Annotated in this window: 30 protein-coding genes and 1 riboswitch; of the genes, 5 read left to right on the top strand and 25 right to left on the bottom strand. The window is 31.3% G+C overall.

Going from position 1 to position 26,011, the window contains the following annotated elements; all coding sequences use genetic code 11:
• Positions 1 to 187: 187 nt before the first annotated feature.
• Positions 188 to 1,078, bottom strand: coding sequence for a phosphate acyltransferase (locus tag PYW35_RS06370; RefSeq protein WP_016911716.1), 891 nt, complete (start codon positions 1,076 to 1,078; stop codon positions 188 to 190).
• Between the two features lie 120 nt (positions 1,079 to 1,198).
• On the opposite strand from PYW35_RS06370, the gene PYW35_RS06365 reads away from it, so the two are divergent.
• Complete coding sequence (locus PYW35_RS06365; protein ID WP_103323627.1) at positions 1,199 to 1,462, top strand: DUF2627 family protein; 264 nt, start codon at positions 1,199 to 1,201, stop codon at positions 1,460 to 1,462.
• A gap of 259 nt (positions 1,463 to 1,721) precedes the next feature.
• Positions 1,722 to 3,425 carry an IS1182 family transposase gene (locus tag PYW35_RS06360; RefSeq protein ID WP_204107812.1) on the top strand — a complete coding sequence of 568 codons (1,704 nt, stop codon included), beginning with the start codon at positions 1,722 to 1,724 and terminating at the stop codon, positions 3,423 to 3,425.
• Here PYW35_RS06360 and PYW35_RS06355 read toward each other — a convergent pair.
• From PYW35_RS06355 to PYW35_RS06295, 13 genes are all read right to left on the bottom strand, one after another.
• Entirely contained in the window at positions 3,360 to 4,097 is a 738-nt protein-coding gene (locus PYW35_RS06355; RefSeq protein ID WP_103323622.1) for a response regulator, read from the bottom strand. The genes PYW35_RS06360 and PYW35_RS06355 overlap by 66 nt on opposite strands.
• Positions 4,098 to 4,120: 23 nt before the next feature.
• Positions 4,121 to 5,797, bottom strand: coding sequence for a DNA repair protein RecN (gene recN, locus PYW35_RS06350; RefSeq protein ID WP_103323621.1), 1,677 nt, complete (start codon positions 5,795 to 5,797; stop codon positions 4,121 to 4,123).
• Positions 5,798 to 5,814: 17 nt separating this feature from the next.
• Positions 5,815 to 6,267, bottom strand: a complete 453-nt coding sequence (ahrC, locus tag PYW35_RS06345; RefSeq protein ID WP_016911712.1) for a transcriptional regulator AhrC/ArgR — start codon at positions 6,265 to 6,267, stop codon at positions 5,815 to 5,817.
• 149 nt (positions 6,268 to 6,416) lie between these two features.
• Positions 6,417 to 8,285 carry a 1-deoxy-D-xylulose-5-phosphate synthase gene (dxs, locus tag PYW35_RS06340; protein ID WP_103323620.1) on the bottom strand — a complete coding sequence of 623 codons (1,869 nt, stop codon included), beginning with the start codon at positions 8,283 to 8,285 and terminating at the stop codon, positions 6,417 to 6,419.
• Positions 8,286 to 8,342: 57 nt separating this feature from the next.
• The gene (locus PYW35_RS06335; protein WP_239102405.1) at positions 8,343 to 9,221 is read right to left on the bottom strand and encodes a polyprenyl synthetase family protein; all 879 of its coding nucleotides are present in this window, start codon (positions 9,219 to 9,221) and stop codon (positions 8,343 to 8,345) included.
• A complete protein-coding gene (xseB, locus tag PYW35_RS06330; RefSeq protein WP_040808213.1) occupies positions 9,202 to 9,393 on the bottom strand; it encodes an exodeoxyribonuclease VII small subunit in 192 nt (63 codons plus the stop codon). Before xseB ends, PYW35_RS06335 begins: the two co-directional genes overlap by 20 nt.
• 32 nt (positions 9,394 to 9,425) lie before the next feature.
• Positions 9,426 to 10,751 carry an exodeoxyribonuclease VII large subunit gene (xseA, locus tag PYW35_RS06325; RefSeq protein ID WP_103323619.1) on the bottom strand — a complete coding sequence of 442 codons (1,326 nt, stop codon included), beginning with the start codon at positions 10,749 to 10,751 and terminating at the stop codon, positions 9,426 to 9,428.
• Between the two features lie 15 nt (positions 10,752 to 10,766).
• Positions 10,767 to 11,156: a transcription antitermination factor NusB gene (gene nusB / locus PYW35_RS06320; RefSeq protein ID WP_016911707.1), complete on the bottom strand. Its 390-nt coding sequence runs from the start codon at positions 11,154 to 11,156 to the stop codon at positions 10,767 to 10,769.
• 58 nt (positions 11,157 to 11,214) lie between these two features.
• On the bottom strand, positions 11,215 to 11,574 hold the full coding sequence (locus tag PYW35_RS06315; protein WP_016911706.1) for an Asp23/Gls24 family envelope stress response protein: 360 nt from the start codon (positions 11,572 to 11,574) through the stop codon (positions 11,215 to 11,217).
• 12 nt (positions 11,575 to 11,586) lie between these two features.
• Positions 11,587 to 12,945, bottom strand: coding sequence for an acetyl-CoA carboxylase biotin carboxylase subunit (gene accC / locus PYW35_RS06310; RefSeq protein WP_103323618.1), 1,359 nt, complete (start codon positions 12,943 to 12,945; stop codon positions 11,587 to 11,589).
• Between the two features lies 1 nt (position 12,946).
• Entirely contained in the window at positions 12,947 to 13,387 is a 441-nt protein-coding gene (accB, locus tag PYW35_RS06305) for an acetyl-CoA carboxylase biotin carboxyl carrier protein (RefSeq protein ID WP_016911704.1), read from the bottom strand.
• 146 nt (positions 13,388 to 13,533) lie between these two features.
• Entirely contained in the window at positions 13,534 to 14,091 is a 558-nt protein-coding gene (gene efp / locus PYW35_RS06300; protein ID WP_016911703.1) for an elongation factor P, read from the bottom strand.
• A 25-nt stretch (positions 14,092 to 14,116) separates the two neighbouring features.
• On the bottom strand, positions 14,117 to 15,172 hold the full coding sequence (locus tag PYW35_RS06295) for a M24 family metallopeptidase (RefSeq protein WP_016911702.1): 1,056 nt from the start codon (positions 15,170 to 15,172) through the stop codon (positions 14,117 to 14,119).
• A gap of 99 nt (positions 15,173 to 15,271) precedes the next feature.
• On the opposite strand from PYW35_RS06295, the gene PYW35_RS06290 reads away from it, so the two are divergent.
• Both PYW35_RS06290 and PYW35_RS06285 read left to right on the top strand, forming a co-directional pair.
• Positions 15,272 to 15,859, top strand: a complete 588-nt coding sequence (locus PYW35_RS06290; RefSeq protein WP_016911701.1) for a hypothetical protein — start codon at positions 15,272 to 15,274, stop codon at positions 15,857 to 15,859.
• A 55-nt stretch (positions 15,860 to 15,914) separates the two neighbouring features.
• Positions 15,915 to 16,127: an SA1362 family protein gene (locus PYW35_RS06285; RefSeq protein WP_103323617.1), complete on the top strand. Its 213-nt coding sequence runs from the start codon at positions 15,915 to 15,917 to the stop codon at positions 16,125 to 16,127.
• A gap of 237 nt (positions 16,128 to 16,364) precedes the next feature.
• Here the strand turns inward: PYW35_RS06285 and PYW35_RS06280 are convergent, their stop codons facing one another.
• Positions 16,365 to 17,195 carry a lipoate--protein ligase family protein gene (locus PYW35_RS06280; protein ID WP_016911900.1) on the bottom strand — a complete coding sequence of 277 codons (831 nt, stop codon included), beginning with the start codon at positions 17,193 to 17,195 and terminating at the stop codon, positions 16,365 to 16,367.
• A gap of 119 nt (positions 17,196 to 17,314) precedes the next feature.
• Between PYW35_RS06280 and PYW35_RS06275 the strand changes: the two genes are divergently transcribed.
• Positions 17,315 to 17,695 (top strand): rhodanese-like domain-containing protein, encoded by a 381-nt coding sequence (locus PYW35_RS06275; RefSeq protein WP_016911899.1) that lies wholly within the window; start codon positions 17,315 to 17,317, stop codon positions 17,693 to 17,695.
• 95 nt (positions 17,696 to 17,790) lie between these two features.
• Here PYW35_RS06275 and gcvPB read toward each other — a convergent pair whose 3' ends face one another.
• From gcvPB to comGA, 10 genes are all read right to left on the bottom strand, one after another.
• A complete protein-coding gene (gene gcvPB / locus PYW35_RS06270; protein ID WP_103323616.1) occupies positions 17,791 to 19,266 on the bottom strand; it encodes an aminomethyl-transferring glycine dehydrogenase subunit GcvPB in 1,476 nt (491 codons plus the stop codon).
• Positions 19,259 to 20,602: an aminomethyl-transferring glycine dehydrogenase subunit GcvPA gene (gcvPA, locus tag PYW35_RS06265; RefSeq protein WP_103323615.1), complete on the bottom strand. Its 1,344-nt coding sequence runs from the start codon at positions 20,600 to 20,602 to the stop codon at positions 19,259 to 19,261. Before gcvPA ends, gcvPB begins: the two co-directional genes overlap by 8 nt.
• Positions 20,603 to 20,613: 11 nt before the next feature.
• Positions 20,614 to 21,702, bottom strand: a complete 1,089-nt coding sequence (gene gcvT, locus PYW35_RS06260) for a glycine cleavage system aminomethyltransferase GcvT (RefSeq protein ID WP_103323614.1) — start codon at positions 21,700 to 21,702, stop codon at positions 20,614 to 20,616.
• Between the two features lie 80 nt (positions 21,703 to 21,782).
• Positions 21,783 to 21,878: riboswitch (glycine riboswitch) on the bottom strand.
• A gap of 16 nt (positions 21,879 to 21,894) precedes the next feature.
• The gene (locus tag PYW35_RS06255; protein WP_103323613.1) at positions 21,895 to 22,383 is read right to left on the bottom strand and encodes a shikimate kinase; all 489 of its coding nucleotides are present in this window, start codon (positions 22,381 to 22,383) and stop codon (positions 21,895 to 21,897) included.
• 234 nt (positions 22,384 to 22,617) lie between these two features.
• A complete protein-coding gene (gene comGF, locus PYW35_RS06250) occupies positions 22,618 to 23,052 on the bottom strand; it encodes a competence type IV pilus minor pilin ComGF (protein WP_204107811.1) in 435 nt (144 codons plus the stop codon).
• The gene (comGE, locus tag PYW35_RS06245) at positions 23,027 to 23,308 is read right to left on the bottom strand and encodes a competence type IV pilus minor pilin ComGE (RefSeq protein WP_016911892.1); all 282 of its coding nucleotides are present in this window, start codon (positions 23,306 to 23,308) and stop codon (positions 23,027 to 23,029) included. The genes comGF and comGE overlap by 26 nt, the downstream gene beginning before the upstream one ends.
• On the bottom strand, positions 23,292 to 23,720 hold the full coding sequence (gene comGD / locus PYW35_RS06240; protein WP_103323612.1) for a competence type IV pilus minor pilin ComGD: 429 nt from the start codon (positions 23,718 to 23,720) through the stop codon (positions 23,292 to 23,294). The genes comGE and comGD overlap by 17 nt, the downstream gene beginning before the upstream one ends.
• Entirely contained in the window at positions 23,720 to 24,037 is a 318-nt protein-coding gene (gene comGC / locus PYW35_RS06235; RefSeq protein WP_016911890.1) for a competence type IV pilus major pilin ComGC, read from the bottom strand. Before comGC ends, comGD begins: the two co-directional genes overlap by 1 nt.
• A 13-nt stretch (positions 24,038 to 24,050) precedes the next feature.
• Positions 24,051 to 25,088: a competence type IV pilus assembly protein ComGB gene (comGB, locus tag PYW35_RS06230; protein WP_204107810.1), complete on the bottom strand. Its 1,038-nt coding sequence runs from the start codon at positions 25,086 to 25,088 to the stop codon at positions 24,051 to 24,053.
• Entirely contained in the window at positions 25,081 to 25,983 is a 903-nt protein-coding gene (comGA, locus tag PYW35_RS06225) for a competence type IV pilus ATPase ComGA (RefSeq protein WP_103323129.1), read from the bottom strand. Before comGA ends, comGB begins: the two co-directional genes overlap by 8 nt.
• Between the last annotated feature and the right edge of the window lie 28 nt (positions 25,984 to 26,011).

The following is a 26,011-nucleotide window of genomic DNA, read 5'->3' as shown; positions in this document are numbered from 1 at the left end:
ATATATTAACTCCACATCTAATTTTACATCAAATGTTTTATTTATCAAACAAATTGACGAAATATGATAGCGCTTTCAAAAAGTAAAAATTTTTAGAAAATTCAAAATAAATTGCTATATAAGCGATGTAAGCATTTTCATTTAACACTTCACAGGAGTATAGTTATTTATTTATTATTATAATATACTAAATAAGCATTAAGGCACTACAAATTGAATGAAATTTATCTCGTGAAGAATCTGAACGTGACGTTAAAATTATTGGTATTTTTGCACCAATTATAACAGAAGCAACATCTGCTTTTGATAAATATATTAAAGATTTATATAAAATATTGCCACTTTCAATTTGTGGAACAACAACGCCATCTACATTGCCAGAAATATTGGAATCAATATTTTTAATAATCGAAGCTCTTTTATTTATAGCAGCATCAAATGCCAAGGGACCTTCGATTTCTAATTTCGGCATTTCTTTACGAAAATACGATACAATTTCATTTGCATCCACAGAAGATTGCATTTTAGGATTAACACTTTCGATTGCAGATAAAATTGCTACTTTAGGAGAATCGATACCTATTTTTTGTAAGCACGCTACTAAATTACGCGTGATCACTATTTTTTGTTCTTTATTAGGTGAAATATTCATAGCAACATCTGAAATAGCTAGCATTTTATGATATTCAGGAACATTAAATAAGGCAATGTGACTCATTCTACTTTCTGTTTTTAAATTATATTTATCTTTCAAAACTTCTTTCAACAATGTAGAAGTAGCTACCAAACCTTTCATAATTAAATCTGCTTGGCCATCATCTACAGATTTAACACATTCTGAAATAGTGTGTGCTTCATCTTCTGTTTGAATAATCTTTATTCTATTAAACTCATCATGCGTTAAATTGAATGATCTAATCAACTCATCTTGAGGTTGCTCATCAAATAATATGAAATTCGCATTCGTATTTTTCACCGCTTTAACAACTGCTTTAATAACGCCCTCATCGTTCGATTTACATACAGCAATCGTAGCAGAAATATTCTTCCCCTTATTTATCATATCTTTAAATTGCATTTAATCCCCTCCTATTTCCATCATAATCAAATTCAAACGATTATGCTATTTTTTCAATGTTTACTTTTAATCATTATCTCATATATAATATAAGTTATTAATCAATAGGAGTTTTAACTTATGCAAAAGTATGTTGCATTACTCATTTTAGTTATACCAGGGATAATAGCTGGCTTAGGTATTAAGTGGATGAGAGATGCCGTTTTTGGCGTACTCGTTCCACAATTACATTTTATATGGGTGCAATTTTTATTAGGGTTCATATTTTTTGTATTCGGCGTTATTTTTATTGGCGGATATATATTACACCGTGAAAAGAAAAACAAAAGAGCTCAAGAACACTTTATGAAAAAGAATAACGTAAAAAAAGAGGTTGGGACATAAATGTCCTAACCTCAAATAAAGAGAGCTAATCCATAATTTTCGGATTAGCTCTCTTTCCTTTATTTATAAAATCTACGATTTTGTTCGTGCATGCTTGCCTGGGGGTATGGCTCGAGCCTGTAGTCTCTCACGCATACTATTCCCCCGGGCGTCAGCACTTTACAAAATCGTGACAAAATATCCATTCTTATTCAAAAAAATAAAGCACTTTCGTATAATTTAATTAATCACAACAAAAACTAAATTAACGAGGTGCTCTATGTATAAAAATTATAACATGTCTCAATTAACTCTACCACTAGATATTGAAGTCTTAATTCCAGAAAATGATATTGCTCATTTTGTAAATCAAATCGTAGAAACGATACCTAATGAAGAATTCTACGAATTTACTCACGTTCGTGGTGCATCCTCATATCACCCTAAATTAATGTTAAAGATTATACTTTATTCATATACACAATCTGTTTTTTCTGGAAGAAGAATTGAAAGTCTTCTTAAAGACAGTGTTCGTATGATGTGGTTGTCACAGAATCAAACACCTTCTTATCGAACGATAAATCGTTTCAGAGTTAATCCTATAATTGATCGATTATTACAATCTCTATTTATAAATTTTAGAACACAACTCATAGAACAAAACCTTATTGATGAGGAAAGTATTTATATAGACGGTACTAAGATTGAAGCAAATGCCAATAAATACACTTTTGTTTGGAGAAAAAACACAGAAAGATTTAATAAAAAAGTAGTTGAACAATCGAGAGAAATCTATCGTGAAGCCATTGTAAATGAAGTAATACCTGAGTTAAAAGATGAGACCCAAGATATTACACTTGAAACACTTTACGAATTCAAAAACAGATTAGAAGAAAAAATCGAAGATTTAAACAATGATATTAGCAACTCTAAAGATGTAGCAGAACGAAAAATGATGCGTTCAGAAAGAACGGAAATAAAAAAGACTAAAAAATTGTTAAGTGAAAATATCAATAGGCAAATAAAGTATAAAAAACAATTGGATATATTAGGTGAAAGAAATAGCTATTCTAAAACAGATCATGATGCAACTTTTATGAGAATGAAAGATGACCACATGATGAACGGACAATTAAAACCAGGATACAATTTACAAATCGCAACAAATTCACAATTCGTTTTATCTTATGACATATTTCCTAATCCAACTGATACTAGAACACTTACACCATTTTTAAATAATATTAGAAATAACTATTTTAATCTACCAAACTATATTGTCGCAGATGCTGGCTACGGCAGTGAGGAAAATTATAAAACGATTCTAGATGAATTTAACAGAACACCATTGATAACTTATAGTATGTACTTAAAAGAACAAACCAAGAAATATAATGAAAACATATATAACACACAAAATTGGAAGTATGATGAACTTAGAGATGAAATCATATGTCCAAGCAATCGCAGATTGCCATTCAAACGATACACTTATCGAATCGATAAGTATAAATATAAACGAGATTTCAAGTTATATGAAAGTGATAATTGTAATAACTGCGAACTATTTGATTTATGTAGAAAAAATGCATACCAGAGTACAAATAAAAAGATAATGAAAAACAATGTGTGGGAATACTTTAAACATATGACACAAAAGTTGCTTTCAAAACCTGAAACTGAAAAAATCTACAAACAAAGAAAGATTGATGTAGAGCCAGTTTTTGGATATTTGAAGGCTATTTTGGGTTTCACTCGAGTTTCTCTTAGAGGGAAAACAAAAGTGAAACGTGAATTAGGGATTGCCTTAATGGCAACAAACATAAGAAAAATGGTAGCTCTTAGAGCTACCAAAATTAAAAACTATAGTAAAAAGAGCGTAAATTCTTATTTTTTAAAGAATATACGCTCTTTTAAGTTAATCTGGGATGTTAATGTCCCAGCCTCTTTTTTCTTTGAGTATTTCTCTATATTTATGATATAGATGTGTAATAAATTCACCGTTTGTTGGTCTTACGTATGATTTTTCACTATTATACCAATAAGATTTCAGTTCTTTTTCCCACGCTAATTTAATAGCATGTCTTATTGAACGTTCTACATTATTAGCTTGAATACCGTAATATTCAGATATAAGTGGATATAGTTCTTTAGTTAATTGCATTTTATGAGTATGTTTCAGCATTAAATGGACGCCATACTTGATATATTTATAACCGTTCAAATTATATGAAAAACCGATTTTTTCCAACAATAGATCTAATGCATCTATCTCCAATATATTCGAATCGTCAGTATCTAGTATTCGCTGAATCGTGTTCAACAAGACATCAAATTCAACAGGTTTTATTAAAAAGTAATCTACACCTAATGATACAGATTCTTTTAACACATCATCACTTACAAATGCGCTCATACATATAACTTTATATTGCTTGTTCGGTTTTATATATTTTTTGAGCAAAGTCATACCATCTATATGTGGCAAAATTAAGTCTAACAGAAGAACATCGAAAGCTTCTCCATTTATAATATCAAGTGCTTCTTTACCGTTGTATCCAATATTAACAACCTCAATATCATGTTCTTTTAAATATTGTGCCATTTCACTTACATACGCTTTCGAGTCTTCTATAATTGCTACCTTAATTACCATGGTTAACACCCTATCAAATCATTCTATTTTAATTTTTTATTTTGTGAAATCATTTCTTTTGCGTGCTTTTTAGTTAATTCAGTAACTTCAACGCCTGAAATCATTCTCGCTATTTCATCTATTTTATCTTTACCAACTAATTGCTTAATAGAAGTTGTCGTACGATCGTTTACCGTTTCTTTTGTGATATATAAGTGATTATCACATATTGCAGCCACTTGTGGTAAATGTGATATGCAAATAACTTGTAAAGATTGCGATATTTGATGCATCTTTTCTGCCATTTTTTGCGCAACTCTTCCTGATACACCTGTGTCAACTTCATCAAACAATATTGCAGTTTGCCCTTTAGATGATACAAATATACTTTTTAGGGCAAGCATAATTCTAGATAGTTCGCCGCCTGAAGCTATTTTATTTAAACTTTTCAGTGGCTCACCTTTGTTTGGACTAATTAAAAATTCAACTTCTTCTAATCCATAAGTGCTAGGCTTCGTTTTAGAAAATGTTATTTCTATATTTGCATCTTGCATATGCAGATTTTGAACTTCTTCTACTAATCTATCTCTTAGTTGTAAAGCTACTTCTCTTCTCTTCGTAGAAAGTGCTTGTCCATAATTCATGACATCATCATAAAGTGCATTTATTTCATCTCGTAATTGCGATGTACTTTGTTCATAATTTTCAATTTTGAATATTTCATCATCAATTTTATCTCTATATTTAATTAACTCAGGTATACTTTTACCATATTTACGATTTAAATCTGTAAGTACATTTAAACGTGATTCATATTCGTTTAATAAAGACTCATCAAAATCATTTGATGTTAAATCATTATATAACTCATGTTTATAATCCTCTAACGTATAATACATTTGATCGAGCTCTTCGCTAAACGATGTATACTTCTCAGGAATAATATCCGTAATATGTTGAATTTCTTGATTAAGTTCATATATCTTATCCGTGATATTTTCTTCACTAGATAATAAAATATGCGCTTTATTTAGACTTTCATTTATTTTTTCATGGTTTTGAAGCTTTTTAATTTCTTTGTTTAAAAAGTCGATTTCTTCTTCTTTCAAGTCTGCATCATGTAACTCATCACGTTGGAATTTTATTAAATCTAACCTTTGTAATAAAGCTTGATCTTGTGACTCTAATTTTTCAAGTTCTTGTTTTTTAACACGATAAGATCGAAAAGCTTCTTCGTATTGATTAATTTCTGTTTGATATGAGCCATCAGCATAATTATCTAATAGAGATAAATGATATTTAGGCTTTAACAGAACTTGCGTCTCATGTTGACCGTGAATGTCTAACAGTTCTTGCATAACTATTTTCAAGTCAGCTAAAGTCACATTCTGATTATTTAATTTACAAATACTTTTACCAGAAGCAAATATTTCTCTCTTAACAAATAAGAAATCTTCATCGAAATCTATATCTAGCTTGTTTAAGATTTTGTTCACATTAGGTACATTGTCGATATCAAATACGCCTTCAATCGTCGCCTTTTGTTCACCATGTCTTACAAAGCTTTGAGACGCTCTTGCACCTACTAATTGGCCGATTGCATCTATGATAATAGATTTACCCGCTCCAGTTTCACCACTTAACACAGTTAGTCCATCTGAAAAATTTATTTCTAAAGATTCAATTATAGCGAATTGTTTAATTGTAAGTGCTTGTAACATTGTATATTAAATCTCCTTTAAAGCATATTGAAAATTCTATCCGTGATTACTTCAGCAGCTTCTTTATCTTTACAAATAATTAAGCAAGTATCGTCTCCACAAATAGTACCTATTACTTCAGACCAATCGATTTGGTCAATTATTGCACCAATAGATTGAGCATTACCAGGTAATGTCTTTAATACTAATAAGTTATCGGCACCATCAATTTTAACGAAGGAGTCCATTAAATATCTTCCTAATTTATCAATTGGATGATATTTTCTATCTCTTGGTAAACTATAGATATATTGTCCAGAAGGAGCTGGAACTTTTATTAATTGTAATTCTTTTATATCACGAGAAATCGTCGCTTGTGTAATATTCAAGTCATATTCATTTAATCGTTTAACTAACTCTTCTTGAGTTTCTATTTGTTCGTTTGAAATTATTTCTCTTATCTTAATTTGACGCATCGTTTTGTTCGCCATTACCTACACCTCTATTAATGAATATTTATACACTTATAATAGCATAAAAACGATAAAATGAGTAATGTAAGCGTTATTAATATATTAAAAGACGCTTTAGGTCTACTAAAGCGTCACTTTCAACATAATTATTCATATACTTATAAATATTATCTAATTAATGATTTAACAAGTGATTTTATATTTGCTTTAGAGATACCAATATCTTCTAATAATAAATCGACATCACCATGTTCAATATATTCGTCGTTTATGCCAATTCTGCGCATTACATTTTGATAATCATGATCTTTAATGAAAGTAGCAATTTGACTACCTAAACCACCAGTTAACATGGACTCTTCAACAGTAATAATAGGGTTAGTATCTTTACCTATTTCGTGTAACATATCAAAGTCCATCGGTTTAATAAAGCGAGCATTAATAACATTTACATTTATACCCTCTTTTAATAGTTCATCTGCTACATCAGTAATGATTTTAACTGTTGGCCCGTAACTAATAATAGATAAATGTTGTCCCATTCGTTCGTACTGCCATGTTCCGATTTCTAAAACTTCATTCTTCTTAGTTTCATTTAACATTGGCGCATTTCCGCGTGGATATCTAATAGCCATTGGTCCGTGTTCTGTTTCAAAAGCTGTTTTAACCATAGCAATCGCTTCGTCGCCATCTTTAGGCATCATAATTGTAAAATTGGGAAATTGGCTCAAGAAGCCGACATCGAATACACCTTGATGCGTTTCTCCATCAGCACCTACGAGTCCTGCTCTATCAACACCAAAAAGTACGTTTAAATTTTGTCTATCTACATCATGCAATAGTTGATCATATGCACGTTGCATAAATGTCGAGTAAATGGCTACGTAAGGTTTCATACCTTGTGTCGCTAAACCTGCGGCCATCGTAACGGCATGTTGCTCAGCAATGCCAACATCAAAAAATTGTTCCGGTAATGCTTGTTGAAATTTTGTTAACTTAGAACCTACAGGCATGGCAGGTGTAATAGCTACAACACGTTTATCTTGTTTAGCATAATTTAAGACTTGATCGCTCATTAAAGCACTCCAAGCTGGACCTTCAGCATCACCTTTAATAACTTCACCAGTTTCAAGCTTATACGGTCCAAGACCATGCCATGTGCCAACTGTATCAACTTCGGCAGGTTTATAACCTTTGCCTTTTTTAGTTACGACGTGAATTAACACTGGTTTGTTTATTTGTTTTGATGCAGATATCGCTTCATCTAATTCTTTGAAGTTATGACCATCAACTGGGCCAATATATTTAATGCCTAATTCTTCAAAGAAAATACCATCGACTACTAAATATTTCAAACTATCTTTTATTTTATCTGCTGAATCTCTTAAACGGTCTCCACCTGGAAGTCTGCTCATAAAAGTTTCAGCATCAAATTTAAATCTATTATAATTTTGGTTCGTTCTAATCCGTCCAAACATATTATGCATAGCACCGACATTAGGCGCTATACTCATTTCATTATCGTTTAATATGATTGTTAAATTCGTCTTATCATGACCGATATGATTAAGTGCTTCAAGTGCCATCCCACCTGTTAATGCACCATCACCAATAACTGGTACAACATGATTTGTTTTCCCTAAAATATCACGCGCTTTTGCCATACCCATAGCAGCTGATAAAGAAGTTGAACTATGTCCAGCTTCCCAAACATCATGCTCTGACTCTTTCGTTTTAGGAAAACCACATAAACCTTTATATTGTCTTAAAGAATTAAATTCATGTCCTCTACCTGTTAAGATTTTATGAATATACGTTTGATGACCAACATCCCAGATAATTTTATCTATAGGGCTATTAAAATGTTTGTGTAAGCTTAATGTTAATTCAACTACACCTAAGTTAGCCCCAATATGTCCACCCGTTACAGAACATGTTTCTATTAAAAACTTTCTAATTTCACTACTTAATTCTTCTAATTCTTGATTAGATAAGTCTTTGATAAAGGATGGATTTTGTATACTTGAAACATCCATTGTTTAACCACCTTTAGCCCTGTTTATTACGAAAGCTCGAATAATTTTGCTAAGTGTCTAATTTTCTCTATTTGCAAATAATTGAGTAAGTGACTTCAGTTCATCTGTGTCGTATTGTTCTTCTAATTGTTCCAATAAATATAAAGCTTGATTAACAGGTTGTTCTAATGCAACTTTAGTATTTGTCTTACCTAAAAGTGATACATAAGTGCTCTTATTGTTAATTTCATCACTTCCGACAGATTTACCTATTTTATCGAAATCACCTTCGATGTCTAATAAATCATCTTTAATTTGAAAGATCAAACCTAATTCTTGGCTAAATGAATCTAATAAGAGGAACGTTTTGCTACTTACTTTCGCAATGGTACATGCGGCAACTACTGAAAATTGAATAAGTGCGCCCGTCTTATATCTATGGATTTTACGTAACGTATCCAGTGAAATTTCTTTATCTTCACTATCCATATCTAAAACTTGGCCACCGACCATACCTTGGTGTCCTGCAGATTCAGATAGCAATCTAATAAGCTTAACCTTATCATCTGATGCTATATATGTATCTTTAGTAATAAGTTCGAATGCTTTCGTTAACAATGCATCACCAGCAAGAATTGCTGTGGCATCACCATAAACTTTATGATTCGTCTTCATACCACGTCTATAATCATCATTATCCATAGCAGGCAAATCATCATGTATGAGCGAATAAGTATGTATCATTTCAAGAGCTTTAGCAGTTTCCAGCCCTTTTTTAATGTCACATTTCAGCATAGACAATGTCATTAAAAGCAATACAGGTCTTATACGTTTTCCTCCAGCTGACAATGAATATCTCATACTTTCTTCTAACTTAGTATCCACGACTGGATCAAGTTTAGTCTGTTTTAGAGATTCATTAAATTTATCAACATAACTATTCATTAACTGACTCATCAGAATCACCCTCTTTTTGAACAAGTTTATTTACTTTATCCTCAGCCTCTTTAAGTTTCAATTCACATTTACTACTTAATTCGATACCGCGTTGATAAAGTTCGATTGATTCTTCTAGTGAAATGCTTTCTTCATCTAGTTTACCTACTACTTTCTCTAGTTCAACCATCATTTCTTCAAAAGTTTGTTCGTTAGCCACATTTGTCACCTAATTTCTTTTACATTAGCATTTATTTTGCCATCTTTTAAATTAATCGTAATATTATCTTCTATATTTAAATCATCTTTACTTGTAATGATTTTATCATTTTTTTCAATAATTGAATAACCTCTAAGCATTATTTGTGTTGGACTCAGTGCATCTAGCTGTGCCAATTTACTCGTAAGCATTTGCTTTTTCTGAGTAATGATGCGATTGATTAATTGTGATTGCATAGCATTCAATCGGTCAAAATCTTGTCTATATTGAGTTGTTTTATTATGAATAGGTCCTATTCTCAACTTATTTTGTAAAATATCAATTTTATGCTTATTTCTTAAAATCGTTTGTTCTAAATTTCTTGTTAATTGCTTTTGATAATCATCTAATTTTTGAGTTTCTTGATCGTATAATAACGATGGTGTCTTTAACTTATAATAAGATGATAGCTGTTTTAATTTATGTTTGTCTTGTTGAATACTTTGTGTAACATGCTTTGTTAAATATTGACGAGCATTCGCAATAAGTTGATATAACGCTTTTATATCTGGTGTGGCTATGACTGCTGCTTGAGTAGGCGTTGCTGCTCTAACATCACTTACAAAATCACTTAATGTAGTATCAGTTTCATGTCCAACAGCAGAAACAATAGGTGTAGCGCAATTATAAATAGCTTCTACAACTTCTCTTTCATTAAAGCTCCACAGATCTTCTATAGATCCACCACCACGACCAACGATAATAACATCAACATCCATTGAGTCAGCTTTTTTAATATTGTTAATGATATTATCCTTAGCTTCTTTACCTTGTACTAAAGTACTAATTAACACTTGCTCTGCAAGCGGATAGCGTTTATCTAAGGTAGAACAAATATCTCTAACTGCAGCTCCTGTCGATGCAGTTAATACAGCGATTTTTCTAGGATATTTAGGGATACTTAATTTATGTTCATTATTAAAGTATCCTTTTTCAGCCAATTCTTTTTTTAGTGCTTCAAATTTTTCATACAAAAGACCGACACCATCTAATTGCATCGTTTGAACGTATATTTGGTATGAGCCTCTCGATTCGTATATACCAATTCTTCCTTCAATTAAGACTTGATCCCCTTCTTTAGGTTCAAATGATAGTTGATTAGCATTGGATTTAAACATCATCGCACTTAATACACCTTTATCATCTTTTAATGCGAAATAAAGATGTCCACTTGAATGTTTTTTGAAGTTTGAAATCTCACCCTTTATAAATACATTTTGTAAATGAGGGTCTTGATCAAATTTATATTTGATATATTTAGTTATAGCTGTAACTGATAAATATTTATCCATTTATATCACTCTTTATTATTTTGATAAACTGCTTAATACACCGTTAATAAATTTATAATGTTCGTCGTCACTGTACACTTTTGCAATTTCAACTGCTTCATTAAAAATGACTTTTTGTGGTGTGTCAGTATAATTTAATTCATATGTTGCCATTCTTAAAATAATACGGTCCGTTTTAAGTAAACGTTCTAACGTCCATTTTTTTAAATGCGGTATGAATATTTCATCTAGTTCTTCTTTTTTGTCGATGACTTCTTTAACAAAGTGTTTAACATATAAATATTGTTCACCTTTAAAGTCGTCGACTAAGTAGTTAATTGCTTCCTCTACTGTTAACTCTATTTTGTTATTTTCTAATTGATACAATGTTTTAAAGACGATTTCTCTAAGTTCTGTTCTTTTCATATTCTTCTCCTTCAAAGAATAAGAGGATGCACGCATCCTCTTAATTAATCATTTTTTATTATTGGAAATGTATATTAACGATATGTACATTAACTTCTTTTGGCGTTAATGCTGTCATCGTATTTAATGCTTGTTTAATTTCAGTCTGAACCTTTCGAGCAGTTTCAGAAATTTTTGTGCCATAATCAAATGTACAGTAAACATTAATGTAGATGCCATCTTCTTTTATATCGACTTTTATACCTTTACCAAAATTCTTTTTCCCGAATTTTTCTAAGGAATTCTTATTAAAAACGGATTGCATATGAGATACACCTTTAATATCTGTAGTCGCAATACTCGCTATGACTTCAATAACTTCCGGCGCAATCTCAATCTTACCTAAAGAAGGCTTTTCATTTTCAATTGTTTTAGCCATTTGAATCCCTCCCTATTTATCTTCATTATTTATAATATCATGAATCTCTAGGAAATTGGTATTAAAATCACCTGATTCAAACACATCATTTTCCAACAATCTTAAATGGAATGGGATAGTCGTATCAATGCCTGTAACTAAAAACTCAGTTAGCGCTCTTTTACCGATTTGTATAGCTTCAGTTCTATCTTTACCATGTACGATTAGTTTAGCAACCATTGAATCGTAGTATGGTGGAATCGTATAACCTGTATAACAAGCTGAATCAATTCGAACACCGAATCCACCTGGTGTTAAATATTGTTTAATCTTACCTGGTGACGGCATGAAATTCTTGAACGGACTTTCAGCATTAATTCTAAATTCTATAGCGTGACCTTTTAAATCAACTTCATTTTGAGTTACTGGTAATGATTCACCACTCGCTACTTTAAGTTGCAACTTAACTAAATCCATACCTGTAACCATCTCAGTTACGGGATGTTCAACTTGAATACGTGTGTTCATTTCCATAAAGTAGAATGCTTCAGCATCTAAATCATAAATAAATTCAATTGTACCTGCGTTTTCATAGTTCACGGCTTTAGCTGCTCTAATTGCCGCTTCACCCATTTCTTTGCGCATTACTTCTGATAGAACTGGAGAAGGCGATTCTTCTACTAACTTTTGCATACGTCTTTGAATCGTACAATCACGTTCACCAAGATGAATGACATTACCTTCTGCATCACCAATAACTTGAATTTCGATATGTCTAAAGTTTTCAATGAATTTTTCTAAATAAAGTCCTTTGTTTCCAAAAGCAGTTTCAGCTTCTTGTTGCGTCATTCTAAATCCAGTAACAAGTTCTTCTTCATTTCGTGCTATTCTAATACCTTTACCACCACCGCCGGCAGTTGCTTTTATAATTACCGGATAACCTATTTGTTTTGCGCATTTCTTAGCAATTCTCACTGTATCTACTAGACCTTCACTACCTGGAACAACTGGTACATTCGCTTTAATCATTTCTTCTTTAGCGACATCTTTTATGCCCATTTTTTGAATAGATTGATAACTAGGTCCGATAAATTTGATTTGGCATGCTTCACACATCTCTGCAAAATCACTATTTTCAGCTAAGAAACCATATCCTGGATGTATACCATCACAGCCTGTTGATTTAGCAATTGAAATAATATTAGGTACATGTAAGTATGAATCTTTAGATTGTGTCGGTCCTACACAATAAGCCTCATCTGCTATTTGAGTATGTAATGCATCTTTATCAGCTTCTGAATAAATTGCAACCGTTTGTATATCTAATTCTCTACAAGCTCTAATGATTCTTACAGCAATTTCCCCTCTGTTAGCAATTAATACTTTTTTCATACTACTTCACCTTGAATAACGGTTGGCCATACTCTACCATTTGTCCGTCTTCAACTAATATTTCAGTGATTTCTCCTGATACTTCTGCTTGTATTTCATTAAATAATTTCATCGCTTCTAAAATACAAACAGTCGTATCCGCATCAACATGTGATCCTACTTGTACATAAGGACCTTCGTCAGGTGATGGTGATTTATAGAATGTTCCGACCATTGGGGCATTAATCGTTAAACCAGTTGGTGCTTCAGGTTCAACATTTTGTTGTGGCGTTTGTTGTGGCTGTTGTTCAGCAATAACATTTGAACTTCCTTGGCTATAAATAATCTCTTGTTTAATATCTTTTTTTAAAGTTAATTTAAAATCTTTATCATTAATATCAATTTCAGTTAAAGAAGAATTGTCTAATATATCAACTAGTTCTTTAATTTGTTTTAAGTTCATTTGAAAAACTCCTTTTAAATTCTAATTCATTACACTTCATACATTTTACTTTAGTGGTCATACCAATTCAAGAGATTTTAAGATTTAATTAAAAATGACCAATAGAAGTTTTTTCTATTGGTCATTTAAACATTTATTATTACGCATTAACCTCTTGATACATAACTACCGTCAGTTGTGTTAATGATAAGTAAATCGCCTTCATTTACGAATAAAGGAACATTTAAGCTAAATCCAGTTTCTACTGTTGCTTGTTTTGTAGCACCATTAGCAGTATCACCTTTAATACCTGGTTCAGTTTCAGTAACTTGTAAAGTAACTGTATTAGGTAATTCGATACCAATTGTTTCACCATCATATGTTTGAATATGAACTTCCATATTTTCTTTAATGAACTTAAGTTCGTATTCTAAACTTTCTTCTGGTAGTTCTAGTTGATCATAAGTTTCGTTATCCATGAATACATGGCTGTCTCCGTTTGCATACAGATATTGCATACGACGATTATCGATTTGAGCTTTTTCTACTTTTTCACCAGCTCTAAAAGTTTTTTCTTGGATAGCACCAGTTCTTAAGTTTCTTAGTTTAGAACGAACAAAAGCTGCACCTTTACCTGGTTTTACGTGTTGGAAATCTAATACTTTCCAAATTCCATTTTCAACTTTAATTGTCAAACCTGTTTTAAAATCATTAACTGAAATCATTCATTTTCCTCCTATTTATACCTTCTTATAAAATAATAAGGTCTTTTGAAGATTTAGTAAAGCGCTCTAGACCATTTTTTGTAACTAATACATCATCTTCTATTCTCACGCCACCTAAACCATCGACATATATGCCCGGTTCTAATGTTACACACATGTTCTCTTCAAGCACGATATCTGATTTTTGAGACAGTCCTGGTCCTTCGTGTACTTCTAAACCAATTCCATGACCTAAAGAGTGACCAAATGCATCTCCATACCCATATCCTTTAATAATATCTCTAGCTATCGTATCAGCTTCTTTACCTGTCATGCCTGGTTTAATTTGTTCTAATGCAGCTAATTGTGCTTCTAATACAATATTATATATTTTTTTCATTTCTTCTTTCGGTTCACCTATTGCAAAAGTTCTCGTAATATCACTTACATAACCTTCATATAAAGCGCCAAAGTCTAAAGTGATCATATCACCATTTTCAATGACTTTATTACTTGCAACACCATGTGGTAATGCACCACGGTGTCCAGAAGCAACAATTGTATCGAATGAAGAACATGTTGCACCTTTACTTCTCATGAACATTTCCATCTCGTTGTTCACTTCATTTTCAGTCATCCCTGGTTTAACCCACTCAAGAATATGTTCATAAGTTTCATCTACAATATCAGATGCTTTTTGAATTTGTTGAATTTCAAATTCGTCTTTAATCATTCTAATCGTTTCGATTACACCTTCAATAGAAGAAAGTTCAACATTTTCTGTATTTAATGCTTGAAAATCATTGTAAGTAATTAAGTCAGCTTCAACACCTACATTTTTATATTGACCTTGCTTAATTAAATCATTTATCTTACCTAACATCGGACCTTCTTGATTTATAACCTTAAAGTCTTTAGCTTGATCATTAGCTTGCTGAATATATCTAAAGTCTGTGATTAAAAGTGATTGATCTTGTGTTATTAACAAACTACCACTCGTCCCCGTAAATCCTGAAAGGTACATTCTATTATAAGGTGATAGTATAACCACAGCATCTAATTCTTTTTGACTCATAACTTGTCTCAACTTATTAATTTTCATATTTATCCCCTTTCTATTTGTACAATAAATCTATATACATTAAAATAATAGCATACATGCAATAATTTTTTCACAGTAAAACATTGGGAGTTAATAAACATGAGAAAAACAATAATAACTATCATGGCGAGTACAGTTGTGTTATCCGCTTGTGGGAATGATAAAATACAACAGCTTGAAGAAAAGAAATCAACTTTGAAAACTGATAACAGAAAACTAAAGCAAGAAGTTCTTGACTTAGAAGATAAAAACAAAACATATAAACAAAAAGAATCGGGCATTAATAGCTCCATAAAACAAATTAAAAAAGAATCCACTAGTCAATTTACAACACAATATTTAAAATCATCAACACGTTTCATTAATGAAACAAAAACAAACATTTCAAGTTACAACAAGATCAATAAGAATATCACGAAATTTGATGACGAAGATACAAAAAACGAATTAGAAAACATTTATCAAAATCAAAAAACGATTACGAAGAAATATAAAGACGAAATGGAAGGTAAATCAATTCCTAAAGATTATAAAGATTTACATAAAAGTATGTTGAAATTGTCTACCGGAATCGAAAATGTATTTAAAGATTTAAATGAAGCATTTAATAAGAAAGATAAAAAAGGCGTAGAAAAATCTATCAATCAATTAAAAAGTTTAGACAACGAAATAGGACAAATAAAGTGAGTATAAGTTTAAAATATGCTATATTAAATAGACTAATTACTTAAGGTGAGGTTCTATGAAAAACGTTTTATTTTATTTATTTATTGCAGTAGCACTATTCGGCTTAATTATGAACCTTGATTTTTTCATAATGGGTTTTATTAGAATGTTTGTGTCACTTATTATATTCGGGTTAATCATTTTTTTAATTTACTATTTCTTCTACTTAACACCAGATCAAAGGAAGTATAAGAAAGCAATGCGTAAACAAAAGCGCAGAAATAAATAAAGATGTCTAGGACATAAATACCCATGCACAAAATTAAAGATCTCTTCATTAGGTTATCGCCTAGTGAAGAGATCTTTTTATATTTTTGATTTTTACGATTTTGAAAGTGCATGCTTGCCTAGGGGTATGGTTCGAGCCTGTAGTCTCTCTCGCATACTAACCCCTCAGGCGTCAGCACTTTACAAAATCGCGAGGGCAAACCTAAGTGAAATCTAGGTAACTATGTCTCAGAATCCTTTATTTTCTATATGTCCATTCTTCTGATTTATATTTTTCTTCTATCTCTTTAATTTCATTAAGTTGCGCTTCTGTAAAGATTAAGGGCTTATATTCAATATCTAATCCCTTTTTAAAACCTTCATAAAATGCTGTTTCCATTTCTTCTAATGTGATATGTCTATCAGACAAATCATTTATTGCGACCGCTTTATCGATGAAAGCTGCTTTCATTTTATCTTTTAATCTATCATTTCTATATATAAACATATCAAACAGTTCATCTACATCAATATCTTGTAAAATTGAACCATGTTGCAAAATTACCCCTTTTTGTCTTGTTTGAGCACTTCCTGCTATTTTTCTATCTTCCACTACTAGTTCATACCAACTTGGTGCATCAAAACATACTGAGCTTCGAGGTGTCTTTAATTTGTCTCTAGCTTCTTTTGTTTTAGGGATTGAAAAATAAGCATCAAAGCCTAATGTTTTAAATCCTTCTAACAAACCTTCTGATATAACGCGATATGCTTCAGTAACCGTTTTAGGCATGTTAGGATGTGATTCTGGAACTATGACGCTATATGTTAGTTCTTTGTCATGTAACACACCTCTACCACCAGTCGCGCGTCTAACAAGTCCATATCCTTTTTCTTTAACTTTTTCAATATCAATTTCTTTTGTTAGCTTTTGAAAATACCCTATTGATAGTGTAGCTGGGTTCCACGTGTAGAATCTAATTACAGGGTCTATTTCACCTCTGCTAACAAAATTCATAAGTGCTTCATCTACTGCCATATTGTAATATGGATCGTTTGATTTCGTGTTTATAAAGTGCCAAGTTTCTCTCACATTTAAAACTCCTATTCAATTAATTCTATATACTTGTCTATTTTAGCAAAAATATTTTGATAAATCTCACGAGAAATCTTATAATAGGAGTATCGACTTGAATTGGGAGGAATCAGACCATGAATTATTGGTACATCGCGCTCATAGTCGTAGTCTTGCTTATTATTTATATGGCAATTAACTATTCATTGAACAAGCGCGCAGTTAAAGAACTAGATCAAAATGAGTTTCACAAGGGATTAAGAAAGGCGCAAGTCATCGACTTACGTGAAAAAGCTGATTTTGACTATGGTCATATCATCGGAGCTAGAAATATACCGATGAGTGTATTTCGCACTAGATATCAAGGGTTACGTAAAGACCAACCTATTTATTTTTGTGATGCGAATGGTGTAGCAAGTTCTAGAGCAGCAAGAATGATGAAGAAAAAAGGTTATAAAGACTTGTACATGTTAAAAGGCGGATATAAAAAATGGACTGGTAAAGTTAAGTCTAAATAATTCCAAAAGATTATGGTACATAAATACTCGTTTTCAAAACAAAATATCTCTTCATTAGGTTATAAGCCTAGTGAAGAGATATTTTTATTTTACAATTAATTTTTTTCTTCTTTTAATAATTCGAATTTTAAAACTGGTTTTCTTGCTGCTTGCGTTTCATCTAAACGTCCGATAACCGTAGTATGTGGTGCATCTAATACGATTTCAGGGTTGTCTTCCGCTTCTTTAGCAATTTGAATTAATGTATCACAGAAAGCATCTAAAGTTTCTTTAGATTCGGTTTCAGTAGGTTCAATCATCATGCACTCTTCCACGTTTATAGGGAAGTAAATTGTAGGTGGATGGAAATTAAAGTCTAATAAACGTTTCGCAATGTCCAATGTTCTAACACCTAGTTTTTTCTGTCTTGAACCACTTATAACAAATTCATGTTTACAATGTTGTTTATATGGCGTTTCAAAATGATCTTGTAATCTTCTCAACATGTAGTTAGCATTTAATACTGCTGTTTCTGAAACAGCTTTTAATCCATCAGGTCCCATTGTTCTAATGTAAGTATAAGCTCTTAAATAAATACCGAAATTACCAAAGAATGGCTTAACTCGACCAATTGAATTCGGCATATCATGTTCAAATTTATAGCTATCATTTTCTTTTACAACTGTTGGCTTAGGTAAATACGGAATTAAATCTTCTTTAACACCAACTGGTCCTGAACCAGGACCGCCACCACCATGTGGTCCAGTGAAAGTTTTGTGCAAGTTTAAATGAACTGCATCAAAGCCCATATCTCCTGGTCTGACTTTACTCATTATCGCATTAAGGTTTGCACCATCATAGTACAGTTTACCGCCAGCTTGGTGGACAATTTCTCTAATTTCTAAAATATCTTCTTCAAATAAACCTAAAGTGTTAGGGTTTGTTAACATGATTGCAGCTGTGTCTTCACCGACTACACGTTTTAAATCTTCTATATCTACTAAACCTTTTTCGTTAGATTTAACTGTAACAGTGTCAAAACCAGCTACTTTAGCAGATGCTGGATTCGTACCGTGAGCTGAATCAGGTACAATTACTTTTGTTCTATTAAAATCTCCATTTGCTTCATGGAACGCTTTAATCATTAATAACGCAGTCCACTCACCATGTGCGCCTGCTGCAGGTTGCAATGTCACTTCATCCATACCTGTTATTTCTTTTAAGTGTTCTTGTAAATCATAAATAATTTCTAACGACCCTTGTACAGTGGAAACATCTTGTAACGGATGTGCATTTGCAAAACCAGACATTCTGGCAACTTTTTCATTTATTTTAGGATTGTATTTCATCGTACATGAACCTAAAGGATAGAATCCAGTGTCTACACCATGATTTTTATTCGACAACTCTGTATAGTGTCTCATTAAATCAAGTTCACTAACTTCTGGTAATTCAGCTTTTTGTTTTCTCGTAAATTTATCACCTAGTATATCTTGAACATTTTGTGTTTCAACTTCTTTTTCAGGTAATGAAAATGCAAATCTGTCTTTTCTAGATCTTTCAAAAATTAATTCACTTGATGGTTTACGCACTATATTCACCTACTTTTTGGATAAATGTATCAATTTCTTCTTTAGTTCTAAGTTCAGTCACTGCAATTAACATATGATTTTCAAAATCATCATTCATAAATCCTAAATCAAATCCACCTATTATGCCTTCTTCAAGTAAATCTTTATTTATTTCTTTTATAGGTTTGTTAAACTTAACAACAAATTCATTAAATGAAATACCATCTAATACTTCAAATCCCACTTCTTTCATTTGTTGCTTCATGTATGTTGTGTTTTCCATGTTAAGTTTAGCCATTTCGTATACGCCATTTTTACCTAACGCACTCATACATACTGAAGCTGCTAAAGCATTTAACGCTTGGTTAGAACAAATGTTAGATGTAGCTTTATCTCTTCTAATATGTTGTTCACGTGCTTGTAATGTTAATACAAAACCTCTATTACCATCTTCATCTTGTGTTTGACCTACTAAACGTCCAGGTAATTTACGCATCAATTTTTTAGTTGATGCAAAGTAACCACAATGTGGGCCACCATATTGTGCTGGGATACCGAATACTTGTGCATCTCCAACAACGATATCTGCACCAAATTCTCCCGGAGGTGTAATGAGACCTAGAGATAACGGATTACTCGAAACAATAAATAATGCTTTTTTGTCTTCGATTAATTGTTTAATAGCTTCTAAATCTTCCAGTGAACCAAAGAAATTAGGATATTGAACGCATACAGCTGCAGTATCATCATCGATAACTTCTTTTAATTTATCTAAATCTGTTACTGTACCGTCTAAATCAACTTCGATTACTTCAATATCTTGAGCTTTCGTATATGTTTTAAGAACTTCAATAGATTGATAATGTACTGACTTAGATACGATTACTTTTTTCTTTTTAGTGTGACCTGCTGCAAGTACAGCAGCCTCAGCAAAAGCAGTTCCTCCGTCATACATTGAAGAGTTAGCTACATCCATACCGGTTAATTCACAAATTAAAGTTTGAAATTCGAAAATAGCTTGTAATTCACCTTGTGAAATTTCAGGTTGGTACGGCGTATATGCAGTATAAAATTCTGAACGAGAAATGACATGGTCTACTACTGTTGGAATATAGTGATCATAAACACCAGCTCCCAAAAATGATGCATGTGTTTCACTCGTTATATTTTTATTAGCAATTTGTGATAATTCTCGTAATAAAGCTGTTTCTGATTTTTTCTCTTTAATATTTAGTGGATTGTTAAATCTTACTGATTCAGGTATATCAGTAAATAATTCATCTACTGATTTAATACCGATTACATCTAACATTTCTGACTTATCTTTTTCAGTTAAAGGTATATAGCGGTGACCCATTTTATTCACTCCTATGATTTAAATGATGATTTTTTTACAATTTTAGCTTTTACTTGTCTTTTTCTTACTTGAATTAGAATTTCTTTATCTAGTTCAAAAGATTCTTTGTTAATCAATCCCATTGCGATTGATTTACCAGTTGATGGTGATTGTGTTCCTGAAGTGACATACCCAATTTCATGACCATCAATATCTAAAATTTCATAATCAGTTCTAGGTATACCTTTATCAATCATTTCTATACCAATTGATTTTCTAGTTGCACCATTTTCTTTTTGCTCTTTAAGTACTGATTTACCAATAAAGTCTGCTTCAATTAAAGGTTTAACTGCAAAACCTACCCCTGCTTCATATGGCGTGATTTGTTCTGACAAATCTTGACCATGTAATGGTAAAGCCGCTTCTAATCTAAGCGTATCACGTGCTCCTAAGCCACAAGGTTCAACACCTTCCTTGATGAAGCCATCCCATATTTCTTTAGTATCTCCAGATTTGCAATATACTTCAAAACCATCTTCACCTGTGTAACCTGATTGCGACAATATAACTTCTTTCCCGAATAAACTAACATTTTGTTGAAACTCAAACATCTTCATTTCAGTAACGTCTATGTTCACTAATTTTTGCACTAAATCACGAGCTTCTGGCCCTTGAATAGCTAATTGTCCATATTCTGAAGATTTATTTTCAATGTTTACATTAAATCCTTGAATATTTTGTAACCATTCAAAATCTATATCTGTATTACCAGCGTTAACAACTAAGAAATAAACCGATTCTTCCAACTTGTAAACAACTAAATCATCAATCACGCCGCCCTTATCGTTACAAAGCATAGTATATTGAGCTTTAGAGTCTGTTAATGTAGATGAATCATTTGTTAAAGCATATTGAATAAATTGATCCGCTTCTTCTCCAGAAACGATAATTTCACCCATATGGCTTACATCGAAAATACCAACTTTTGATCTAACAGCATTATGTTCCTCTTTAATACTTGAGAATTGCACTGGTAAAGCCCAGCCAGAAAAATCAATAACTTTTGCTCCTTGATCAATATACGTTTGATATAAAGGTGTTTTCTTTAAATCTGTAGTCATCATAACTCTCCCCTTCTAAATATGTATAATAAAAAAACAGGGTAGCTTTCGCTACCCTGTTGAAGTACTCTTCAGGAATGCGTCACAAAGTTATCCTTTTGCCTGAGAGATTCACTCAAATATGGCTTGCTCCTTCGGCGATGAATATTACATTCATTCTCTCTAACTTTGATCATTCGCAAATATATAAGCTTATAGAGATTCAATAATCTCACTAGCAACTACTTCTTTAGGTCTGTTTGCATCAATATGCTTGAATGCGATTTCATTATAACTTAATTCTCGTTTTGAATACAAGGCTTTTAATTCATTTAAAGATCTGCCGCTCGCATTCGGTCTATTATGATCATGATTAATTCTATTAAATAATATTTCAATATCACATTTTAACCAGAATGTATTCACATTACCTTTCAATATATCTTTCGATAATTCAGATTCTATAATACCACCACCAGTTGAAATAACAACGTCTTTATCAATCCATTTTTGAAGGGCTTGATACTCTAAATCTCTAAAATATGCTTCACCATACTTTTCAAAAATTTGAGGGATTGGTAATTGTGTTGTTTCAACGATATAAGTATCTATATCTACTAAAGGTTTGTCATAATGTTCACTTAACAAGTTACCGATTGTTGTTTTTCCAACACCCATAAAACCAACTAACACTATCGACATTAAATCTACTCCTTAGCTGTCACATTTCAACTTAAACTTTATTCTATCTCATTATTCAGAAAATAAAAAGACTAATATTCTTTATTTATCATTATTTTTATTTCTTGTTGATAGTATTGCTCTAGATTGTGATAAATATTTAACTTATAACTATATTGAACTAGGTAAAACGATAAAAAAGCGGAATAGATAAACAAAATACCTAGCAGAAATGGTAATAAAAACCCATGCTCATTAGATAAAAATTTCTTCATGAATTTTGTTATCTCCCTTCCTAATGGTTATATCTACCTTAAATGTATTTTGATTAACTTGTTGTATATTGAAGAGTTCGACATTATTTAATAACGTAATATTCCCTTTTCCATTAATACTTTTATATATTTTGGCGTTTAACAATGTATATTCTTTTGAATTGCCATTGTGTATAAATTTCATTTTGTGATGAGCATTATCAATCACGATGTTAGTATCTTTTATTTCTTCAGATAAATCTTTACGAAACATGATTAATTCATAGTTCGTATGATCCAATGCATTATCTTTAAACACATATATACTTTTAATTAACAAAGGTATAAGTGCAAGTATAATAAGTAAAAATGACAAAGATAACAACATCTCTATCATCGTAAATCCAGCGTTATTTTTTGATACAAACTTTTTCATTTTTCTTTTCATCTTCCAAACAAATTTGATTATTAAAATTGATATATTTATATCTGCTTACATCATATTTAAATTCGTGATTTGAGGATTGAAGCGTTTGGTACAAGATTTGATAAAGCTTAATTTTGCTATGCTCTTTTTCAATATTTTTATTTAAAGTAGTCACTAAAGGTAATAACGTCCCACTTAATAAAATAATAATGAAAATTGAAAGCATAAAATCGATAAACACATAACCTTTATTGTTCTTCGACAATTCTATATCTTCCCTTCTCTATACGAAAAACAACGTTATATTTTTTGTTGCTAAAATTCATTTTCAATGTACCAAACTGATTAATATTTCCTTCTCCATCAAGTACTAAAGTAGTAAATTTATTGTCTTTAGATATATTGCCTTTATATAGATTGAGTGTTTGAATGTTACCTTTCTCTAATTGATAATAAATTTTTTCTGAATTAGGTTTAAACCAAACTAATATCGGTCTTTTAGTTGCGAGAGATTTTGTTTCTAAATACTCTAACTTAGTTTCAAAGTCTTTTATACCACTTGTTAATCCTATTTTATCTACTGAACTAATCGATAAAGACATCGTAACCATAAAAATCAAACTTAGTATTGAAATTACAATGATCATCTCGATGAGCGTAAATCCCTTATTCTCCATTAATTTGCAACGACTTCTCCATTTTGTAATGTAATGCTCTCACCTGATTTACACGTTAATTGCTTTTCATTTATATACCCATCACTTACTAAATCATTAACTGAGTTCGGTTTAGCATCATGCTTTAACGTATATGCTTCTACTTGTCCAGCTACCATCTTAATTTGTGCTTGGCATCCAGTGCTTTTAACAGTTTCTGATTGTTTGCTAATATTAGGTATGATGATGATTAACAAAATGCTTATGATCAAAAGCACTATCAACATCTCGATTAAAGTAAACCCTTCTTTTTTACATAGCAATTTAAACTTTTTCATTTATAACATCCTTTCATTTTATGCCTTCAACCATTTGTAGCATCGGCAAAATAATAATTAAGTACAGTGTTACAATTAGTAATGCTAAAATCCCAAATACAATAGGTTGTATCCATTTCAAATGTTTAACAAAAGTCTTTTCTAATTTATCTAACATGAATACGCTAAAATAATGCAATTCCAGATCTAATTTAGATTTGTTTTCGCCGTGTTTAATATAATGAATTAAATGCTCGTCGAAACATCCTAATTGTTTTATTGCATTAGGAAATGTTTCCCCTTTTCTCATAGCATTATTGATTGAGAGACCAATATATTTTAAAAAGTCATCTTTAGTTTGTAACATGTAAATTTCAATAATTGTATTAAGCGTTACGCCATTTTGTATAAAAAATGAAAAGTCTCTAGCAATACGGTATGAATGATACATAGAAATGTATTTATTAATAAAAGGTATTCTCTTAAAAAACACGATTCTTTTGGAAACATCTTTACCCATATAATTCATATATAGTAAAAGGTTTATCAATATTAAGCTTAAAAATATCGTGAAAATTGTAGTAGGCAAATAGGAAAAGATTGTCGTAATTACTTTTAATGAGGTGGAAATTTCTACGTTCATAGATTCATATATTTCACTGAATTGAGGAATAATAGTCTGGTTTACTGCAGCTAAAAGCATGAAGAATATACAAAGTAATAATGCAGGATATTGTATCGTTTTAATAAATCTTTCTTTTACATGCTCTATTTTCTTTAAATATAAAATAGAATGATCGATTGTTTCAATTAAGTTTCCGTAGTTTTCTCCAAAATAAATTTGAGTAATGATTACTTGAGGATAATTCAAAACTTTCAAAACTTCGTGCAATTGCCCGGTATCTTTTACTAGTTCAATTACTTTCGTTGTTAATTTTTGTTTAGAAAACTGCAGGAATTGATCTGTTAATAATTGAATGGCTTCCATCAAGGTAAAACCTTGTTTTAACATATCTGAAAGCCTAACTAAATATAATACTTTATCTTTTTTTAAGATACAGCCTTTATTCATGATAATCACGCACCATATATTGAATGATATGTTCACTAAACATGTAACTCATTTTTCGACAGCGACTTGATTCATCTTGCTTAACTAATCGCTGATTTGCAATACACGATATGCCTTGCTTAATTTGTTCTACAGTTATGCCTAATTCAATTAATCTATGTATTGCACCGATATTATCTTTAGCATGCATAGTTGAAAGCACAAGATGCCCACTTAAACTTGCTTGTATAACTTGCTTAGCAGTTTCTTCATCTCTTATTTCACCTATCATAATAACATCAGGATCACATCTTAAAATTGCTTTAAATGACTGTTGATAAGATATATTCGCTCTTTCATTAACAGAAACTTGTACAACGCCATTTAATGTTTGTTCCACAGGATCCTCAATCGTAATAATATGTTTATTCTTTTCTTTCTTTAAGTCATACATTAATTCATACATTAAAGTTGTCTTACCAGATCCTGTAGGCCCAGTAAATAGAAATAAACCTTCAGATTGATACATCTTATTTCTAATTTCTATAAAATCTGAATTAAGCCTATTTGCATCACTTTCAATAAAATATTGAGGTGTTATCCTGATTGCACATGATTCTATCCCTAAACTAATTGGTATCGTCGAAATTCTTAAATAATAATTCATAACATGTTCATAAATATACTGACCACTTTGTGCTTTGTTTCTCTCACTTACGTCTAAGTGAGAAATAAATTTCATATAGATTAGCAATCTGTTATACAATTTAGCATCTAGCGATAAATCATAGTCTTTGTTGTCACCATTAAATCTCATCTGAACAACAATCTTATCGTCTATTACAGGTATGAAATGAATATCGCTTACATTTGATTTTATAGCGTCTTCGATAATTGATTTAAATAATTTCTCCATAATCTCTTCCTATTATATATAAACGCTT

The organism is Mammaliicoccus vitulinus (genome assembly GCF_029024305.1).
Lineage (GTDB): Bacteria > Bacillota > Bacilli > Staphylococcales > Staphylococcaceae > Mammaliicoccus > Mammaliicoccus vitulinus.
Note: the sequence above shows the minus strand (reverse complement) of the source record. Positions and strands in the feature narration are given on the sequence as shown.

Excerpts from the sequence above, each read along its gene's own strand:
- PYW35_RS06370 (WP_016911716.1), bottom strand. The coding sequence starts at position 1,078 with ATGCAATTTAAAGATATGATAAATAAGGGGAAGAATATTTCTGCTACG.
- PYW35_RS06365 (WP_103323627.1), top strand. The coding sequence starts at position 1,199 with ATGCAAAAGTATGTTGCATTACTCATTTTAGTTATACCAGGGATAATA.
- PYW35_RS06360 (WP_204107812.1), top strand. The coding sequence starts at position 1,722 with ATGTATAAAAATTATAACATGTCTCAATTAACTCTACCACTAGATATT.
- PYW35_RS06355 (WP_103323622.1), bottom strand. The coding sequence starts at position 4,097 with ATGGTAATTAAGGTAGCAATTATAGAAGACTCGAAAGCGTATGTAAGT.
- recN (WP_103323621.1), bottom strand. The coding sequence starts at position 5,797 with ATGTTACAAGCACTTACAATTAAACAATTCGCTATAATTGAATCTTTA.
- ahrC (WP_016911712.1), bottom strand. The coding sequence starts at position 6,267 with ATGGCGAACAAAACGATGCGTCAAATTAAGATAAGAGAAATAATTTCA.
- dxs (WP_103323620.1), bottom strand. The coding sequence starts at position 8,285 with ATGGATGTTTCAAGTATACAAAATCCATCCTTTATCAAAGACTTATCT.
- PYW35_RS06335 (WP_239102405.1), bottom strand. The coding sequence starts at position 9,221 with ATGAGTCAGTTAATGAATAGTTATGTTGATAAATTTAATGAATCTCTA.
- xseB (WP_040808213.1), bottom strand. The coding sequence starts at position 9,393 with ATGATGGTTGAACTAGAGAAAGTAGTAGGTAAACTAGATGAAGAAAGC.
- xseA (WP_103323619.1), bottom strand. The coding sequence starts at position 10,751 with ATGGATAAATATTTATCAGTTACAGCTATAACTAAATATATCAAATAT.
- nusB (WP_016911707.1), bottom strand. The coding sequence starts at position 11,156 with ATGAAAAGAACAGAACTTAGAGAAATCGTCTTTAAAACATTGTATCAA.
- PYW35_RS06315 (WP_016911706.1), bottom strand. The coding sequence starts at position 11,574 with ATGGCTAAAACAATTGAAAATGAAAAGCCTTCTTTAGGTAAGATTGAG.
- accC (WP_103323618.1), bottom strand. The coding sequence starts at position 12,945 with ATGAAAAAAGTATTAATTGCTAACAGAGGGGAAATTGCTGTAAGAATC.
- accB (WP_016911704.1), bottom strand. The coding sequence starts at position 13,387 with ATGAACTTAAAACAAATTAAAGAACTAGTTGATATATTAGACAATTCT.
- efp (WP_016911703.1), bottom strand. The coding sequence starts at position 14,091 with ATGATTTCAGTTAATGATTTTAAAACAGGTTTGACAATTAAAGTTGAA.
- PYW35_RS06295 (WP_016911702.1), bottom strand. The coding sequence starts at position 15,172 with ATGAAAATTAATAAGTTGAGACAAGTTATGAGTCAAAAAGAATTAGAT.
- PYW35_RS06290 (WP_016911701.1), top strand. The coding sequence starts at position 15,272 with ATGAGAAAAACAATAATAACTATCATGGCGAGTACAGTTGTGTTATCC.
- PYW35_RS06285 (WP_103323617.1), top strand. The coding sequence starts at position 15,915 with ATGAAAAACGTTTTATTTTATTTATTTATTGCAGTAGCACTATTCGGC.
- PYW35_RS06275 (WP_016911899.1), top strand. The coding sequence starts at position 17,315 with ATGAATTATTGGTACATCGCGCTCATAGTCGTAGTCTTGCTTATTATT.
- gcvPA (WP_103323615.1), bottom strand. The coding sequence starts at position 20,602 with ATGGGTCACCGCTATATACCTTTAACTGAAAAAGATAAGTCAGAAATG.
- gcvT (WP_103323614.1), bottom strand. The coding sequence starts at position 21,702 with ATGACTACAGATTTAAAGAAAACACCTTTATATCAAACGTATATTGAT.
- PYW35_RS06255 (WP_103323613.1), bottom strand. The coding sequence starts at position 22,383 with ATGTCGATAGTGTTAGTTGGTTTTATGGGTGTTGGAAAAACAACAATC.
- comGF (WP_204107811.1), bottom strand. The coding sequence starts at position 23,052 with ATGAAAAAGTTTGTATCAAAAAATAACGCTGGATTTACGATGATAGAG.
- comGD (WP_103323612.1), bottom strand. The coding sequence starts at position 23,720 with ATGGAGAATAAGGGATTTACGCTCATCGAGATGATCATTGTAATTTCA.
- comGC (WP_016911890.1), bottom strand. The coding sequence starts at position 24,037 with ATGAAAAAGTTTAAATTGCTATGTAAAAAAGAAGGGTTTACTTTAATC.
- comGB (WP_204107810.1), bottom strand. The coding sequence starts at position 25,088 with ATGAATAAAGGCTGTATCTTAAAAAAAGATAAAGTATTATATTTAGTT.
- comGA (WP_103323129.1), bottom strand. The coding sequence starts at position 25,983 with ATGGAGAAATTATTTAAATCAATTATCGAAGACGCTATAAAATCAAAT.